Below are 18,077 nucleotides of genomic sequence, written 5' to 3' on the forward strand. Positions count from 1 at the left end.
AAGCAGACTACCTCAGAATACAATAATCAGTATTCTGAGGCGGTTCAACATTACGCCGAAGCTGTTACTGCAGAACATCCCGCTCCGCTGTACCAATAAGATCGGTGATGGTGTTTTTTTCGGTATCAATTAAAAAGTTGTCACTCGCCTGCCCCGTGGCAAATTTTTCCATAATCAAAAACATAGCATCAAAACGAGTTTTAAATACTTCTCCGACACTCAGCTCATTCGGATCCTGGCCGTTATTCATAAAGACCGCAGGCTCAAAACTGCGCAGTTCATCACTCAGGAGCTGATAATGCGGCAGGCGCTCCGGATCGATGTCGCGGAAAGCTAATTCATCGGCATTACGCAGACGATAAAAGTCTACCGCCAGCTCTTCACCGCTCCACTCACGGAAATCACTGAGCAGCAGGCCGTTATCCAGCGCCAGCTGTTCAGCCTGAATACGGGCGGCGCGCCAGTCTTTAATAAACTGTTTTAAATCACCGTTATTAGACTCAAGCTCACAGCCCTGCAGCGGCTTGTCTAACACATCAGCCAGCTGACAGACTGTGAAGTCAGTTTCAATCTGCGACATAATCAGCATCTGCTCACCATCCATATTCAGCAGCATAAGACGCATATCCAGCGGCCAGTCATCGGGAAGAAAACGCAGACGAGTCAGCTCTTTCAAATGCCAGTCGGTAAACTGGTAATAACTTTCCGACTCAAGTACCTCTTTAGTCCAGATACCCGGATCATCAATTTCAGTGAGGTGTCGATGCTCTTCCTGATAGTGCTCAAATAACTCGTCAAACCGCGCTACCTCTTCAATAATGACAGTTTCTACTTCAACCTGGTTATGCGGGCGCAGTGTCAGCAGTTTGTAAGCCGGAATATAGCCCGCCAGAGAGGGAGCCTGAATATTAAACAAAGTATGGTTTTTGCCGTCAATCTGGTAACTTTTCACTCCGGTGTCATTGAAATGCATATGCCCGCCGACGTGAATACTTAACCCCGTCGCAGCTAATGCTTTGCTTGTTCCGTCCTCCGGCATGCGCTCCAGCTGAAAAGCCCCTTCACCAAAGAGATCTTCAATATCTTCCGACGCACCGTTATAAAAATCAGTCATGGGAAAGTGACTAAAGGAAATCAAGGTTTTATTGTGCTTTTCAGCCGCCGTTACCACATCACCAATCCAGTCGATCACCTGCTGTTTATGGCTAAGCATCACATTATAACCTGCACTGGATGACCCCTCGTAACCGCCGGGATCAGCAGGGCCGCCTTCAGAGCCGGGCTTAGGGCGGTATACATTAGCATCAATAGCCAGTAACCATAGACCTTCAACGGGCTCAACTAAATAGCTGGAATCCGGCACCATGGAGCAGTGGCTGTAGTCCTGCCCTGCCGTTTTATATTCGCCGCCAGTCCCCTCATAGCAGATTTCATACTGACGCTGTTCGTAACCCGCCTCCTGCAGAGCTTTCTCATAGCGGTAATGACTACGTGCTTCAGCACTGCTGTAGGGGGTTTCAAAATATAAGTATTCAGGCTGCGGGGTAAAACCATGCCCGCCCAAGATGTCCATAATATCCCGATAACCCCACTCTTGAACCTCCTCGGTACAAATCGGCGTTAATTCTTGTCCGCTGTTATCACTGCCGGGTACACACTGGCCTGCCCCCTCACTCCAGATCCCCTGCTGTTTACCGGACAGCCCTAAGTAATCACTTTTACCGGCAGGTTGAGTGAAAGGACGTACCGGATCATGATTACCCGGCGCGGCAAAAAACTGTATGCCGTGCTCCCTGCTGTACTGGTCAAAGATTTCAACCAGACCGCGCATATGTACCGGCTGTCCGTCATCACTAAAATCTCCCGGCAGAGCGACATATTTGATCCCCCGTGCCGCGATGTCATCAAGCGCGGCAATCATGGCAAAATAATTTTCATTAAATAAACGGGTAGAATTGAGCTGCGACTTCATGGTGCGAATGGTCGCCCCCTGACCGCTGATACTGTTTTCCAGACCGTCAAAAGAGCCGTCTTGAAAATCACCATAAACATCGTGGAAATGAATATCCGGCATAAAAGCAATCTGTAAATCCTGCGTTTCCGGCGGTGGTTCACTCGATGACTCCGAATTACATCCTGCCAGTATGGCGCCTGCAAGCAAAGAAAATACTAATTTTGTTTGAAGTTTCATTTGTCGTCAGTCCCAGTAATAATTAGAGAGAAAGAATACTAGGCGCTGCGCATGACAAACCGGCTGCATTTCTGTTAACAGAAAATAAAAGATATGTAACTTACATTAAAGGCTGATTCAAGGCGTATCTCAGATACAAAAAAAGCTTCTGAAACACCTTCAGCCCAGCTCAAAGGTGGTAATACCATAGATCTTGTCATGATCAATGTCCGGCAGCCCCTTCTGGTACATGCGCATGGTGGCAAACACCTTCTGCATAGAATTATCACGGGCCAGAAGCATAGCGGCAGGATTGTTTTCCGGAACATCCAGAATCACAATTTCTCCATGAATATCATCCTGTAGAGCCTTAAAAAGTTCACGGGCGACTTCAATATTATCAGCAAACAGCGGGCCTACCTTGTATCCCTGCAGACACTTTCTGCGCACAGCAAAACCTTGTATTTTTCCCTCACAGCTAAAAAGCAAAGACCTGCCTTCAGCCTGCTGGATCCACTGCCGTAAAAAAGTCTCGCGCTTTGCCGGAAAACACTGGCGGTCATAGTTAATAATTTCAGCAATGTGCCCTTCTTCAATAGGCTTAATAGATTTGTGGTCAAAGCCCTGCGCAGAGGCTTCAGTCTGAAAACGATGATTCATATAGAAAGGCTTGTAACCCACCCGCTGATAAATATCAACGTTTTCCAGCACCCCGTCGATTCCAGTATTGCGCTTCCCGCAATACTCTAAACGTGCCTTGGTCAAAGCAAACCCTAGGCCGCGCCCTCTGAACTCCGGATCAACGATGTAAAGGCCGCAAAAAGCATAACTGTCGTCATAACATACGGCACTGCCCACCGCGACAATACGCCCGTTTATCTCACCGGCAAAAAATCCCTGCTCATCCCCGTTAAAAAAATGCTCTGCGTCATGCAGACCTGGATTCCAGCCCTCTGCAGCAGCCCAGTCAACGGCCAGCTGCAGTTCACTTTTATTCATCTTCCTGATGCGGTAATTATCCATGCTTAACCCTTAACTGTGTTTGCTGTCAGTGCCTCTGGATAAGTTAAATGCCGTAATCATGCTCAACATTAGCTTTCCAATGTTTGATAGATTCAATATCTGACCAGTAAGAGACGGTAATGCCCAGCTCTTCTCTAGCCGATTCGACTCCCAGAAATCCAGGCTGATCTTCGGCTAATTCAACCATTCTATCTGCCGTTTTTTTATAGCCCTTGTCACCTTCGGTGCGCAAAGATGTAAAAATAGCGGCATAGTATGGAGGTTTAGGGGTACTGACAACTTGCGGCATTTTATTCCTTCCTAAGCAGCCCTTGAATCATGAACACTTCCGCCAGTGTAGAACGGGATAACCCCCTCAAGGCCACCGGCGGCATTACATGGATTACAGTTCAGATAACGCCTGCTTCACTTTTTTGGCAGTTTCAGGACTAACCCACTTTAACCAGAGATCTTCATTATTAAGCAGAAACTCTTCCGCGGCTATGTCACCATCGGCCTGATTATCCTCCATCCAGGCCAGCAGCTCATTCATCTGCGCATTAGTAAAAGAACGTGCTGTGACATAAGCAAGTGCTTCCGGCGCTCGTTTAGCAAAGCTTTCTGTCACAATCGTACTTACTTTTGAAGGCGGAAACATGGTTGGTTTTGGATCAAGACAGTCAACCTTGGTGATACAAGCGCGATAATGAGCTTCATCAGTACCAGAGCCAAAATCAACCTTGACCATTTTATATTTTCCAAGCACTCCTGTCGGCGCCCAGTAATACCCCAGCCATGCCTGTTTACGCTCATAAGCTTTAGCAATTGAGCCGGCAAGACCTGCACCTGAGCCCGGATCAATTAATTCAAAACCAGAATCTTCTAATTTCATCGCATCGAATAGATGACCTGTGGTTATCTGGCAGGTCCAACCGGCCGGACAGCCCATAACTGCCGATTTATCAGGATCTTCTGGATGTGTAAATAGTTTTGCCTGCGCTTTTATACCTTTAATGGTTGCCAGTGACGGGTCTTTTTCAACCATATAGGCTGGTATCCAGAAGCCTTCTTCGCCGCCGTCAGACAAGCTTGTGCCCGCGTAACGGATTCGTCCCTCTTTCACACCGGCATCAAGTGATTTTTTAGCCGAATTACTCCACAACTCCGGTGCAATATCAGGCTCTCCTTTTTCAACCATTGAAGTCCCCGTCGGCATGGTGTCACCCGGTACGAGTTCTGCTTCACAGCCATAACCATGTTCAAGAATAAATCTATCAACATTAGCAATCAGAGTAGCAGAGTTCCAGTTCATATCGGCAATAGTCACTTTACCGCATTCGCTGCCTGATGCAGAAAATGAGGCAGAAGCAAGTACCAGCGACGCTGCCAGTATTTTTCGCATATTTATATCCCTATTAGTTTTGTTTCCATTAACAGTTGAGTCAACACAGCTTCGGATAAGCTGCCGTTAACAATCTTGTTCTTTGTATACTAAGTAATTATTTCCATAGTGCAAAATGAGCAGTACAAAATCAATAAGTTGTCTTATTTAATCGAGTAATATTGTTTAATGCTCTCATTTTTGCCGGTTATTTTTCATCGCCAAACAGTACATTGAGTTCACTAAGCACCTAAATAACGATCAACGTCGTCCGCTATAATTTTTAGTAGAACTGTCGGCTAAAGTGACTGGCGAGTTATTCAGTGATTGATGTGAAGTGGCGTAGCTGCCTTTAATTATTCAAAGTTATTAAGATCAACTTTCATATTAGTAGTCCGTATTATCAATGCTTAAGAACGGTATTTAGCCAGGTACTGTCTAAATTCGTGTTCAGGCATCGGCTTAGCATGCAGAAACCCTTGGATAACGTGACAACCAGCTTCCTGTAAATACGCTAACTGAATTTCAGTTTCTACCCCATTAGCAATAACCTCTAAATTGATCCGATTAGAGAGGTCCAGCAAGGCACAAATGATTGCCTCAGACTTTTTGTCACCAATATTTTTCACAAAACAGCGGTCAATTTTTATTATGTCCACAGGACATTTTATAAATTGTTTCAGTGATGAGTATTCAGCCCCTAAGTCATGAATCACAATACTGATGCCTAACTCTCTTAACTGCTTTATATTTGCAAGAACAACATCGAAATGTTCAATAAGAGAGCTTTCGGTTAATTCTACCTCAATAAACTTAGGATCCAGCCCTGTTGACTCCAGGGCTGATATGATAACTTTCGGAAAACTTTTCTTCTGAAGCTCTACAGCGCACACATTAAAAGCTATCTTTCCAAATTCTAAACCATCTTCTAACCAGTGAACGGCCTGGCGGCAAACCTCATTGACTACCCACTGATCTAACTGAGGAAATAAAGCGGCACGCTGCGCAACAGCGAAAAACTTATCGGGCTCTATCACCCCTTGCTCAGGGTGCTGCCAGCGAATCAGCGACTCAACTCCGACAACGGCTTGTTTACCATAGTCAAACTGAGGCTGGTAATACAAACAGAATTCATTCTGCTCAAAAGCTCTGGACAGTGCATTTCCAAACTGCGTTTTTTCAATATGAAGCACCTGCATGCTTGGATGAAAATACTGGTAACATAATCCTCCCTGAGATTTAGCCTCATATAAGGCTAAATCCGCCTGCAGCATTAACTGTTCAGGACTCACTTTATTTTCGGGGTAAATAGTGATGCCGACACTAAGACCAGTATCAATTGCGTTTCCGTCAATACTGACAGGCTTAGATAATACTTCAATAATTCTTCTTGATGTGATTGACACACTTTCATGAGAATCTATGTTGGTCATCACAATTGCAAACTCATCTCCTCCTAAACGTGCGACAAGATCATCCTCGCGGACACTTTCTTTCAGCAGTTTAGCAATATAACAAAGCAGTAAGTCTCCTATCGCGTGACCCAAAGTGTCATTTACCTCCTTAAAACGGTCAAGGTCAATAAACAGCAATGCGACCTGTTTTTGACTGGCGTCCGCACGCGCCAAAGAAAGGGCTAACTTTTCAGTAAAATCACGACGGTTGGGCAGTCCGGTCAATGCATCATGATCAGCTAAATAACGAACTTTTAACTCAGCCATTTCCCGCTGCTTAATTTGAAAAGTGAGTTCTCGAGTTCTTTCTTCAACTTTGTCTTCGAGAGTCTCCTGCGATTCCCGTAATTCCTGCTCTGTCTTTTTCCGCTGCTGAATTTCACTCTTGAGCAAATACAAGTTCTGATCAACCTGATCTGCCATACCGTCGAGTGCTGCTGCAAGTTCCCCCATTTCATCCTGTTTTTCCGACGCAAAACGAAATTCCCCCTCCTGCTTAAATGATGAGATCCCCTGAATAAGCTGCAGAATTCGCCCGGTAAAATAAGACGCCATCCATACTGCAATAATAATCACAAGCGTGATCATAAATAAAGTAGACCAGAACAAACTGCTCGCTGTATCGTGCAAATTTGCCGTTACCGCACGTTTCCAGTTTATTGTTTGATTGACTATTTGGGCTTCATTCTGCGCAATTCTCTGGTCAATTTTCTGCTTTGACATGACGGCTGGCTCATGAAAATCATCAACGTTCGCACCAATGGTCACAAAACCAAAGCCGCGCTTACTGTCAGCATACAGACCAGTGTAATAAGGAATAGGTGCCGCTGTAGTTAATTTCCACAGGTTACTCCAAAAAATAACAAAGGAACCAGATCCTCCTTCACTCGTTAAATCGAACCAGCCTTTACACTGGGGAGCAAAATTTAAAAAACGACAGTCCAATGCACGCATCCCTGTCGGACCTAACTCGGAGGCCGGTTTATGACTCAGATTTTGGTCTCTAAACTGATCTGCCTGTTCGACAAACTGGGCGTAAGGTAACCCACCAGCCTGCCAGTCATCGTAAATACTCTGCTCCAGCCAGGGCACTGCAGGCGCGCCTGTCTGCGCATCATAACCGGCTATAAAATAATGCCGCGGATGCGCAATATTACGGCCTTTGTAATCCCACATGAAAGCATAATTCCCGTCACTGGCATCGGCAATCGCGCTATATCGTTTTTCTGTCGGACTAATAGAGTCTGTAAAAGCCATAATATTGCTATGATCTAGCGCTAAAGTAACGTAACCCAGCAGTTTTCCATTTTTCATAACGGGTGTAGCCCAGCGAACCAGTCCTTGAAACTTCCGGCCAACAGGGTTTTCCTTGCCTGCATAAGCACTCTTTTCCGGCTCAAACTCAATACCGGCCTTGCGAGCAGAAGCAGGGGTATAAGAGCCTATCACTCGAGAAGGCACATAAGCGCCAATCACATCTGATACATAAATTTCTCCGTCACTTAAGTTCACTAAATGATGAAAATAATCTTCCGAATTAACAAAAGTATTCTCTGCTTTAGAAATATCTTTTAATTCTGCTGACATTAACTTGGAAGTCGTTACTTTATACAATTCCATCCCCGTTGGGGCGATAAAAGTCGCTTCAAGATACAAAGGCTGAGAACGCAGGGGTTTATTCACTTCTGTAGCCCTGGAGTGAAAAGCTTTATCATTTTCCTGCAGCGTTGACACAACAGAAATTCCAGTCTCGGGGTTTTTCAAAGGTTCCCAGCGGCTTGAGTCTTCAGCCAGACGCCATTCTTCCTGTTCATATTGAAGAGTATTCCTGTGCTGAAGAAAATCAGTGTAAATAGAGTGGCTTGGAGTCAGGCTGGCGAGCAGCTGTATATCATCATCGCGGGCATATAAAAACTGCGCGATATTTTTTGCAGTATCTGTGGTGATACGTTCTATTTCATTCCTGGCCCGCTCATCAAGAGCGTTAACAGAATCATTAATCGCTAATGCACCTGTCTCCGATAAAGCTGCGCTTGAAGATTCAGAAAGCATTTCATAATATTGCCCTAGGATATCAACCAGCTTAGTCGACTGGGTCCAGGCCAGCCAAGCCAGAAGAATTAACGGCAATACTTTAATAAGTATAAAGATCAGCACCAGTTTTCCCCGCATCCGCAACAGCGGGGAGCTGGACTGCTTATCAGATACAGCCATAGTGATCTCCGTATTTATAGATAAACTGGTGAAACAGTTCCTCTAGTAAAACCCCAAACAACAGCTAATTATAAAGCTCTTACAAGTACTGTAATCATAGAAGCAGTAGAAAGAACTCAAGCAGATCCTCACTCTGCACCTGGATTCTTTTAGCGTGATTTTTATAAAAAAACAGATTATTAACCAGCTACTATTAAATGGTAGCAAAATTAACACCATGCGCGACTTTAAAGCGCAAGAACAGGTTCAATCTGTAAGTCAGAGGCTGCCGGTGATGGTTTGGATAAGATAATTACGCTCAAACAACTTCGCTCTCCCAGTTTCGTTCTAATAATCAGAACAGCAGAGTTTCGGTTAATATTTACGCGAATTACATTACGGTACTCACTGCCTGATAAATATAACAAGACAGAAACAGAATCATAAATGCACCATATTTATACAAACCCCACGGGTTAAATGATCTCTTTAGGCATAGAGAAATGCATGAAAGCGAAGCATTGATTACGGTAATCAGCTGCTCTAACTGAAAATTAATAAACTTACCGTACATCTCCATTAAATTTTTGCGTTGGAAATAGAGCCAAAAAACAGTTAAAGCGCCAACTAATTACTCCATAATATATCAACAACTTACAACTCCACTCCCAAACAGAGTGTTATCCGCCCTTAGCTCAATCACTATTTCTCACTTTTATTCACTACATTTCACTGCCTAAGTGATTAGATTTACTGTTAGTTTCCCTCAGTGGCACTAACAGCATTTATACAAGATGAAATTATATGAGTAAAATCACATGAATTATCCCGCTGTAAGGTGAATCACCGGCATTATTCTTTATTACGTCTAACCATTAAGGCAGCAAAACATTTATTATGGCAAAATTTATTTTACTTTTTTTTTCATTTATCAGCTGGCAAAGTTATGCAGCTAACATCTCATCACAACAGCTTGGTTATCAGGAATGGCCTTTCAGTCAGCATGAGCCTACGGTAACAGCTGCGTCACGATATACAGGCCTGTACGCATTTGCAGACCGTAATACCAACACCATAGAAGTATTTAATATCCACCAAGAACTCATTATCCGCATTGATAATGAGCAACTGACGGCAAAACTCCCCACAGGCTTTAATATAAGCAGTGAAAATCACGGGCCGTCCGGGTTAGCTTTTTCTTCTTCAGGGCGACTATTATTTATCGCCCTAAAAGGCGCTAAGCACGAGACTATATTACGTCTGAATACCGGCACATTTGAACTGCATAATTTTATTGAAGTTGTTGAGGCTCAGCCGTCAAAGAGTAGTAATACTGGACTTGCACACTTCAACGGAGAGCTTTGGGTCGGTACCCAAACCGGCAGTTTACAGCGTTATCGCGCAGAGAAAAATGACATCAATGGTGTTTATCTAGCGAATATTATTTTAAGCGACACTCCGATAAAAGGTATGGCAATTGATAGTGCCAATAAAACCTTATACGCATCTACTGAGCACGAGCTGTTTAAACTGTCTGAAGAAGGCAGCCCCGAAAAAATTGCCTCACATGAAGATATACAGGGATTAACATACGGGCGTAATTACGGCGGAGAGCAGCAAGGCGGTCTATACATTCTGTCTGATTCTTACAATGATGATACAGCCCCGACCTCTACACTGCATTTTATCAGCCAAGCAATGCTCAATGAACAGCAGAGTATTACCCCTAATGAATATACTCAACTGCCTTATACAAGCAGCATTGCGGCCACGGCAGATGGACGAATGCTTCTCGCTTCACAAAATTCACTGGTAATCGAAGATTTAAGTGACCTACGTCTGGGCTACGAAGAATGGCTGCTCGATGAATATCAGCAGTATATGACGCTAGTACGCAGCCTGCTGTGGCCTTCACCTATGCCTGAAGGCTGGGTTATGGGAACAGAAGCATCACAACAAGCCGGACAACATAAAAACACTGGTGTTTCAGCCTCGGCTGGATGGGCCGTTCTGGTTCTTATTGCTCACGAAGAACTGTTTAATGAATCCGGTCAGGAACAGGTCAGATTAATACTTGAACGCCACGCAGGTACTGCTGCAGACGGCATTATTCCCGAGTTGACTTCTGACGGACTATTCTTCGCAAATTACGATACTATTGATGGTCGTGGGTTTGCCCATGGCGGTAAGGGTGAGGGGTCAATTTATCCGACAGCAAAACTGATACATGCGGCATTACGTGCCAAAGAGTATTATGCCGATGATACGGTTATTGAAGAAGCAGCGAACCTTATTATCAGCAAACAAAAAAATTATTCAGACTACCTGCGCGAGTTCGGCAATGTAGTTATGTCTGGTACCGATTTTGGACCCCTACCAGGTTATTCACTGCGAGAACATCCCGGTTATCAAGAATCTTACCTCTTTGCCGAATTGGCTGGAGCCATGGATCCTATGTCTACAACAGCTTATCAGGACTGGTGGCAAGACCATGACAGCTTTCATCCACTAACTTCTTATTTAGATACAGAGCCTGTCATTAAATGGAATATTTCCGCCTTTGTGGAACAATACGGCCATATTGTTTTTAAAAATTACCGAGAAAGCGCAGGCTGGCAGAGTAACTTTAACAATCTCTACGCACACTACGCAGCTTGGACGGATGATAATGCTACTGATTATTTAACTGTGTTTTCTGCAGGCGCAGGCAACAGCCTGGGTTATAATGCTGACAAAATCAACTACCATCCGGATACCATCACCCATTTCCCTGCAATTCTTGGTTTCGGCATGTATGGCGACAGCCGCTCTACAGTAGGCGGGTATTTTGCCTACCGTGATAACCTCAGACAGAAAATGAAAGGGGTAGATGGAGTAACAAGTCCGAATGGAACCATAGGAGCAAACTTGCTGACCCGCTACTCTAATGATGATCCTCAATGGAATGTTGTCAGAATTGCTCTAGCAGATCTTGTTTATGGTTACTTTGGCCTAGCAGAGCAAATTCAGGGGCATACAGGACGTAAAGGCGTAATAGACAGCGTAATAGCACGAAACAGTCACCCTGAAGACTTTCAGCTAAAGCCGCTTTCTGATATTCCAGCCATTCCCTCTGAAACACAAGGTGAATTAATGCCTGTCGAAAATGCTGACTTTGCTGACCGATTAGAGCACTGGACAACACGCGGTGATTTCCAGTTTTTTACGCCGGATACTGAAGGTATAGCTATTGATGGTCGAAGTGCTGAAATAAGAAATAATAAAGAAGTAACATCAGAGTTTGCCAGCCTGAATCAGGTCATAGACCTAACGAATAAAGCAAGCATGACGCCGTTTGTAATACGTGCTCAAGGCAGGATTCAAAATGCACATGCAGACGATAACGCATACCTTAAAGTAACCTGGTATAACAAAGACAACAGAGATAGCCTCTACCCGGCTCAATATAGTAATATATTAAATGCACAGTCCTACCCCTATCAAGGCGCAAAACAAGCCGATATTGATTTTGAATTACTGACCTATAAACCTGTGGATGCAACCCATGCACTGATCAGTTTTGAAGTTGAGCGAAATATCGATGTTGAACCCAAATATATCCGCTACTTGGTTGATAACATCTCAATGCGTCAGATCAGCCAGCCGCTCACCACACTAGATGATACCTGGACAGTAGAAAATGGTGAATCAGCACAAGCTGCAGTGCAGGAAGATAAAATATTTATGTTAATACCCAATGGAACAATAGGCGGAGATTATGTCGATGTGTATCGTGACTTTGCCTTAGACAGTAACGATCCGCTGGGAACACGCTATATTGTATCAGCCATGCTAAATTCCGATCGTATTAGCGATTCTGAGCTGCGGGTTTACGGGCAGATAATCAATAGCGGCGATCCATCACAAACCCGGACAGAAGGTGGAGATGTATTGAGTAAAACAGTGAAAAATATGGATATTTTCTACTCCAGTCGGCGTCTCACCGCCGAAGAAGATACCTTGCGGGTATTTTTCAAATTCAAGCGCAAAGGCAGTCGAGCGAAGCAAGATGAAAGTGCAGTCATCACCAATATCAATGTCAGGAAACAAAATCCCTGACATTCAAAACAACGGTATCTTAAATTTTATTTAAAAGAGACTCAAACCGCCTCAAGGTGCATACATCTGCATCCTGAAGCGGTTTGGCCAATGGTTACATATGATGTGATGCAAAAATGTACTGGTTTACAATACACAATGAAACTTTGCTGCCGTATTCAACATAAAAATTTTTCAGCCTAATTAGATAATCCACTTTAAAAGTGAAGCGACTCAAAAATAATTCATCTCAGAAAATATACAATCCCCCTCTCAATTCATTAAAAAGGAACACTTATGTCTGCCGATAAAAAAATAAACTATTTAGAATTTCCAAGCAGAGATCTGCGTAAAAGCAAATCGTTTTTCACTACAGTTTTTAACTGGCAGTTTGAGGATTACGGGCCTGAATACTGTGCTTTTTCCAGCGAGGAAGCGGGTATCAACGGTGGTTTTTATTTGTCGGAGTTGAGTTCCACGACAAAAAACGGCAGTGTACTGGCGGTAATTTACAGCAGTGACATTAATCATACAGAGCAGAAAATAAAACAGGCCGGCGGCTTAATTATTAAACCTGTTTTCAGTTTTCCCGGTGGTGTACGTTTTCATTTTGCAGATCCAAATGGAAATGAATACGCAGTATGGTCAGAGCAGTAATAATATAGCGAAGGACAATCATCAGCTGCTTTTTACAAGAAAAAGTATCCAGCCGTCCACGCTAACCGGAACGGCTTTACAAACATTTCAGCTTAAGCTTCGGCAGCTTTAATGCCAGGAAACCAGCGCCTTTTGATCAGCTCAATAATCTGCGGCATCAGCGAAGTCAAAATCATCGCGCTCATTAACAGATACTGAACAGGACTATACGACTCGCCTAATAACAACATACCGGCAGAAATACCTGCAACAGGATTGGCAATGCCGCCGAAGGTAAAATCAACCACGCTCATTCTCTGAAGCAGCCACACATACAATGCGTAACCCAGAGCGGTATTAAGTATGATTATCCAGGTAAGGCCCAGCCCGTTACTTAATTGAAACTGCTCCGCAGCCTGCAGATAATCCGCCGGAGCCACAAGTGCATGGACAGCAGCAGCGGCTGTTAATATTACCCCTCCGATAATCAGCTGCCAGGTTAAAACACTCCACCAGTGGATACGACTGCCCAGAGATTTAGTCATACTGCTGCCGCTGACAATACACAATATAGCCGCCAGCATCGCCAGCAGTCCGACAGGATCCAGACGAATAGTTCCAGGGTCAAATAACAACCAAGCTAAAATAATTAATAAAAAACCAAAGAATGCCTGTAATGCCTTAGGCCGACGCTTATTTACCAGCCAGTGATACAGCATCGCAAAAACAGGGACGGAAATCATACCTACACCAGAAATAGCAGAAGGCAGGGTTAAAGCCATTACAAAAATCAAACTGAAGAACAAGGCAATATTAATCAAACCCAGGCCGAATAATATGCCCCAGTCAGATTTTTTCGGCAGACTGGGTTTAATCAGCAGCAGTATTAAACCTGCGGGTAAAGCCCGTAAAGCGCCGAGCAGCAGCGGCGGCCAGTCCGGCAGAGTGAACTGCGTCACTGCATAGGTGGTTCCCCAGAAAAAAGCCGGGATCATGGCCAGTAATATATTCATACAAAGTGTCTCTATATTAAGTATCTTTACATTAAGATAAGTGCAGTTTGCGCTTCATAGTGCTTTTTGTAAAGTATCTTTATGTTAAGATTCTCTGTGTCAAGGTTAATGCAATTAATAATGAGGAATACAGTATGGATGGATTAGAGCGGGTCACAGCCCAATGGGCAAAAGAAAAGCCTCATTTAGACACCTCTGCAATGCAGCTAATAGGCCGAGTGATGCGCCTGAATAAGCACTTTGAAAGTAAAATTGCATTATGTCATAAGTCTTATGATCTAAAACTTGGCGAATTTGATGTACTGGCCACCCTGCTGCGTTCTGGTAACGATTACTACTTAACACCGTCACAGTTAATCAGCTCCATGATGCTGACATCCGGTGCAATGACTAACCGCCTGGATAAACTTGAAGCTAAGGGGTTAATAATACGTGTACATAATAAACAAGACCGGCGCAGTATTTCAGTAGCCTTAAGCGAAGCAGGTATAAAGCTTACTAATGAAGTAATTGAACAACATGTAAAAGTGCAGCAGGAATTGGTTTCATCACTTTCTGAAACAGACCAACCTGTTCTTAATCAGCTATTAAAAACCTGGATAGGACAATTTGAATCATAGCAGGCGACGGGCTTTGAAAAAGATAAAAAACAGACCGGACACCGGTCTGTCTCAGTCGCTTTAAGCGAAGCTGGTATAAAGCTTACTAATGAAGTAATTGAACAACATGTAAAAGTGCAGCAGGAATTAGTTTCATCACTTTCTGAAACAGACCAACCTGTTCTTAATCAGCTATTAAAAACCTGGATAGGACAATTTGAATCATAACAGACGCTGGGGTTTAAAAAAGATAAAAAACAGACCGGACACCGGTCTGCTTAAATTATCTAAATGGATGCCGTTCAGGAGCATAACTTTTCGGGTTTTATCCGCTTAAAACAGAAAACCTTTAATCCCGGAAAATATAATCTGCGCGCCGATAGCCGAGACAAATAAACCGGTTATTTTAGGTAATACCGCTAATCCCTGCTTGCCGATAAAATCCTGTAGTTTATTAGAAAGCAGAAGCACACCAGCCAGTGAGATAACTGCAGCTAATAGCGACAGAACAACTAACAGGGTTCCCATAATGGTATTCACCTCAGCACCGATGACCATCAGAATACCTATCATACCCGGGCCGACCGTTATCGGTATCGCCAGCGGCACAATCGCAAAATCACTGCCTGACTCGAGTTTCTCTGCAGGCACTTCACGGCCCCCGCGGATCATATCTAATGCACTTAGAAACAGCACGGTTCCCGCACCAATTTTAAACGCATCTAAGGTAATGCCGAACAGGTTGAATATATATTTACCAAACAGTAAAAAGATCAGACTTGAGATAACAACAGCAATTGACAGCTTAAAAATAACGCTCTTTTTTTCTGGTTTGGTGAGGTTTTTACTCAAACTAAGAAACACAGACAGCACAAAGAACGGAACCATCATAAAAAATAGTTTTAAATACAGGGTAAAAAACTCTTCCAACATCTCAGCATCACTCTCAGGTTAATTAAAAACGTGATGCTAACATACTTATTTAAGGTTTAAACAGTAAAAAATCATTAACTTTTAATGCTTTCTAACAAGCGTAAAAATAAAGCCGGTCAGAGGCAGAGTTCAACAGCAGATGCATTTAATACACGTATTAAATCCTGCGGATTTAACTGAATATCCAGTCCTCTTTTACCGGCGCTGACATAAATACTCGGCAGTTCAACAGCGCTAATATCCACCAGCGTGGTCAGACGTTTTTTCTGTCCTAGCGGGCTCACGCCGCCTAGCACATATCCGGTAGAACGCAGGACATCATTTTTATCTGCCATCTGTGCTTTTTTGGCGCCGGCGGCTTTCGCAGCCAGTTTCATATTGAGTTTTTTATCCACAGGTAATAACGCCACAACCAGCTGCTTGCTGTCTAAACACACCACTAATGTTTTAAATACTACTGAAGCCGGTAAACCGAGCTTTTCAGAAGCCTCTAAACCATATGATTCACTGCTTTTCTGGTGCTCATACTCATGTACCTGATAAGGGATTTTTTGTTTTTTGACAAAATTAACTGCCGGGGTCATAGAAACTAAACCTTTTAATGGGTATTGAACGATGTATTTAAGTCTGCTGAGAATAACAGACTAAACACCATGAATGAACAGCCTGACCAGTGCAGATACTGGCGGCGTGAATAGTAACTCCCCCGTATTATCCGACAACACAGTTGCGCCCTTTCTGTTTTGCTTTATACAGCAGTTTATCCGCACGCTTAACCAGTTCATTAATACTTTCATGAGCCGTTAACTGCGCGACACCAATACTGATGGTAATACTGTCTCCTTCAACATTCAGGTTTGACTGAATATGGCCCCTGATACGATCACAGACAAGCAGAGCGGTGGGTAAATCTGTTTCAGGTAACAATATAATAAATTCTTCCCCTCCCCAACGATAAATCATATCAATATTACGTGTAATATCTGTAAAAAGGCTGACTAGTGATTTTAAAACCTGATCCCCTACGTCGTGTCCGAATTTATCATTAACGGCTTTAAAAAGATCGATATCAACAAAAGCAAGACACAGTTTCCGCTGATGGCGAAGGTGACGTTCTCGTTCTAAATCTGCATTAGTTTCAAACTTGCGGCGGTTTCCCGCTAGCGTTAAGGGATCATGCAGCGCGGCATCCTCGGCCTCCTGACGTAATAACTCAGTTAATGAATTTGCAGCCTGCAGTGCATTAGCCCGCTGCTCAATTTCACTTTCAAAACGACGCTGTAACAACCATAAATATGCAAGAACAAAAGAAAGTGAATAGGCTAGTAAAATCAGCATAGAGAACTGCTGTAAAAAACCAGTGTAGGCAAAATCAGCACTCACCATACCGGCGGCTGTCACTATTGAGCGAAGAACCATAAAACCAGTAAACAGCATAATCAAGCCGGCTGTACATCTATTTTCAATCGAGACCGAATTACTGTGTACGGGTTTAACCAGATCATTAACGCTGAGAATAGAGAAAAATGCAAAATTCAGGGAAATAATAATAATGCGTATATCGGTATCAAAATCGACATAGGTGAAGTAAAGAAATAGACACGCAAACAGCAGCAGAGCCCCTAAAACTTTCCAGACTGGAAAAACTAACTTCTGAAAGTCACGTATCGCCCGCCACAAAAAAATCACCCATAATATAAATGCACTGTTGGCAATAATAATAGAAGCAAAGTAGGGAAATGAATCACGAGTTGAAATTAATAATGCACCAATAGACTGGCAGGCAAATGCCAGCGCAATCCAGCCTAAGCTTGAACTGGATTTTTGTGTACGCCAAATAACAAACATTACCAGGGAAATAATGAATGATACTACGGTATTAATAATAAGCAGCGTATGAATATCCAGGTTCATGTATCAGCCTTCGTGGTTACAGAAGAAGGATCATCTGAATATGATTATAGCCGTCAAATATAATTAGCACAGGCAGCAGCGGCAGACAATTCTATAAATCAGCAATTGAGCGGCTTTTAATACCGTCATCTACCTGCTCTATAAACGAGCTGTCCGCACCGGTATTCTCAGCTATTTCCCTGCCGAATGATATTTTCATCACCTCCGGCCAGGTATCACTCTGCCATGCCTGACTACGCAGCAGAGCCTTACCACAATGAAAATATGCATTATTCACCGTTACTTCCATCACCAGCAGTGCACTATGTGACAGTGAGGCCATCTGCTTACAGATAAGTTCACCGCTCAACAGTCGGCAGGTCCCGTGTACTCTTAATGTTTCAGTGGTACCGGGCAGAATAAAAATCAGCGCCACTTTATTATGTTCAAGAATATTGGTTAATGAAAATGCCAGTTTGTTACCCCGTAATTCAGGAATAAACAGCTTATTATCCTGTGTCACTTTGACAAAACCGGGTTTATCCCCTTTCGGAGAAATAGTTGGAAAGCCCTGGTCGTCAATAGTAGAGAGCATCACTAACGGCGACTGGCTGATGAAGTTTTTCATACGCGGATTAAGATGATCATAAATCTTCTTGGCAGCCACAGGGTTCGGTTTGCCGATCATTTCTCTTAATATTTTCCGGCTTTGAATCTGCTGCATGG

The 18,077-nt window shown here is 43.5% G+C and carries 12 protein-coding genes and 1 pseudogene; 3 read left to right on the forward strand and 10 right to left on the reverse strand.

What is annotated here, in order from left to right:
- Positions 1 to 64: 64 nt before the first annotated feature.
- The 5 genes and pseudogenes from G327_RS0100180 to G327_RS25820 form a co-directional block, all read right to left on the reverse strand.
- The gene (locus G327_RS0100180; RefSeq protein WP_019612738.1) at positions 65 to 2,191 is read right to left on the reverse strand and encodes a metallophosphoesterase; all 2,127 of its coding nucleotides are present in this window, start codon (positions 2,189 to 2,191) and stop codon (positions 65 to 67) included.
- A 159-nt stretch (positions 2,192 to 2,350) separates the two neighbouring features.
- Positions 2,351 to 3,193, reverse strand: a complete 843-nt coding sequence (locus tag G327_RS0100185; RefSeq protein ID WP_019612739.1) for a GNAT family N-acetyltransferase — start codon at positions 3,191 to 3,193, stop codon at positions 2,351 to 2,353.
- A gap of 58 nt (positions 3,194 to 3,251) precedes the next feature.
- Positions 3,252 to 3,482: pseudogene (locus G327_RS23680) on the reverse strand (antibiotic biosynthesis monooxygenase family protein); the annotation flags it as partial.
- A 93-nt stretch (positions 3,483 to 3,575) separates the two neighbouring features.
- Complete coding sequence (locus G327_RS0100195; RefSeq protein ID WP_019612741.1) at positions 3,576 to 4,574, reverse strand: ABC transporter substrate-binding protein; 999 nt, start codon at positions 4,572 to 4,574, stop codon at positions 3,576 to 3,578.
- A 389-nt stretch (positions 4,575 to 4,963) separates the two neighbouring features.
- Positions 4,964 to 8,221, reverse strand: a complete 3,258-nt coding sequence (locus G327_RS25820) for a putative bifunctional diguanylate cyclase/phosphodiesterase (RefSeq protein ID WP_019612742.1) — start codon at positions 8,219 to 8,221, stop codon at positions 4,964 to 4,966.
- Positions 8,222 to 9,097: 876 nt separating this feature from the next.
- Between G327_RS25820 and G327_RS0100205 the strand changes: the two genes are divergently transcribed.
- Entirely contained in the window at positions 9,098 to 12,298 is a 3,201-nt protein-coding gene (locus tag G327_RS0100205) for a hypothetical protein (RefSeq protein WP_019612743.1), read from the forward strand.
- Between the two features lie 276 nt (positions 12,299 to 12,574).
- Positions 12,575 to 12,934, forward strand: a complete 360-nt coding sequence (locus tag G327_RS0100210) for a VOC family protein (RefSeq protein WP_019612744.1) — start codon at positions 12,575 to 12,577, stop codon at positions 12,932 to 12,934.
- Positions 12,935 to 13,026: 92 nt separating this feature from the next.
- Here the strand turns inward: G327_RS0100210 and G327_RS0100215 are convergent, their stop codons facing one another.
- Positions 13,027 to 13,926, reverse strand: a complete 900-nt coding sequence (locus tag G327_RS0100215; protein ID WP_019612745.1) for a DMT family transporter — start codon at positions 13,924 to 13,926, stop codon at positions 13,027 to 13,029.
- 134 nt (positions 13,927 to 14,060) lie between these two features.
- Between G327_RS0100215 and G327_RS0100220 the strand changes: the two genes are divergently transcribed.
- Complete coding sequence (locus G327_RS0100220; protein WP_019612746.1) at positions 14,061 to 14,546, forward strand: MarR family winged helix-turn-helix transcriptional regulator; 486 nt, start codon at positions 14,061 to 14,063, stop codon at positions 14,544 to 14,546.
- Between the two features lie 312 nt (positions 14,547 to 14,858).
- Here the strand turns inward: G327_RS0100220 and G327_RS0100225 are convergent, their stop codons facing one another.
- The 4 genes from G327_RS0100225 to G327_RS0100240 form a co-directional block, all read right to left on the reverse strand.
- Positions 14,859 to 15,458, reverse strand: a complete 600-nt coding sequence (locus tag G327_RS0100225) for a MarC family protein (RefSeq protein ID WP_019612747.1) — start codon at positions 15,456 to 15,458, stop codon at positions 14,859 to 14,861.
- A 116-nt stretch (positions 15,459 to 15,574) separates the two neighbouring features.
- Complete coding sequence (gene ybaK, locus G327_RS0100230) at positions 15,575 to 16,042, reverse strand: Cys-tRNA(Pro) deacylase (protein WP_019612748.1); 468 nt, start codon at positions 16,040 to 16,042, stop codon at positions 15,575 to 15,577.
- A 127-nt stretch (positions 16,043 to 16,169) separates the two neighbouring features.
- The gene (locus tag G327_RS0100235) at positions 16,170 to 17,372 is read right to left on the reverse strand and encodes a GGDEF domain-containing protein (RefSeq protein WP_019612749.1); all 1,203 of its coding nucleotides are present in this window, start codon (positions 17,370 to 17,372) and stop codon (positions 16,170 to 16,172) included.
- Positions 17,373 to 17,463: 91 nt separating this feature from the next.
- Complete coding sequence (locus tag G327_RS0100240; protein WP_019612750.1) at positions 17,464 to 18,075, reverse strand: MSMEG_1061 family FMN-dependent PPOX-type flavoprotein; 612 nt, start codon at positions 18,073 to 18,075, stop codon at positions 17,464 to 17,466.
- Positions 18,076 to 18,077 lie beyond the last annotated feature (2 nt).

The sequence above is a fragment of the Psychromonas ossibalaenae ATCC BAA-1528 genome (assembly GCF_000381745.1).
GTDB lineage: Bacteria > Pseudomonadota > Gammaproteobacteria > Enterobacterales > Psychromonadaceae > Psychromonas > Psychromonas ossibalaenae.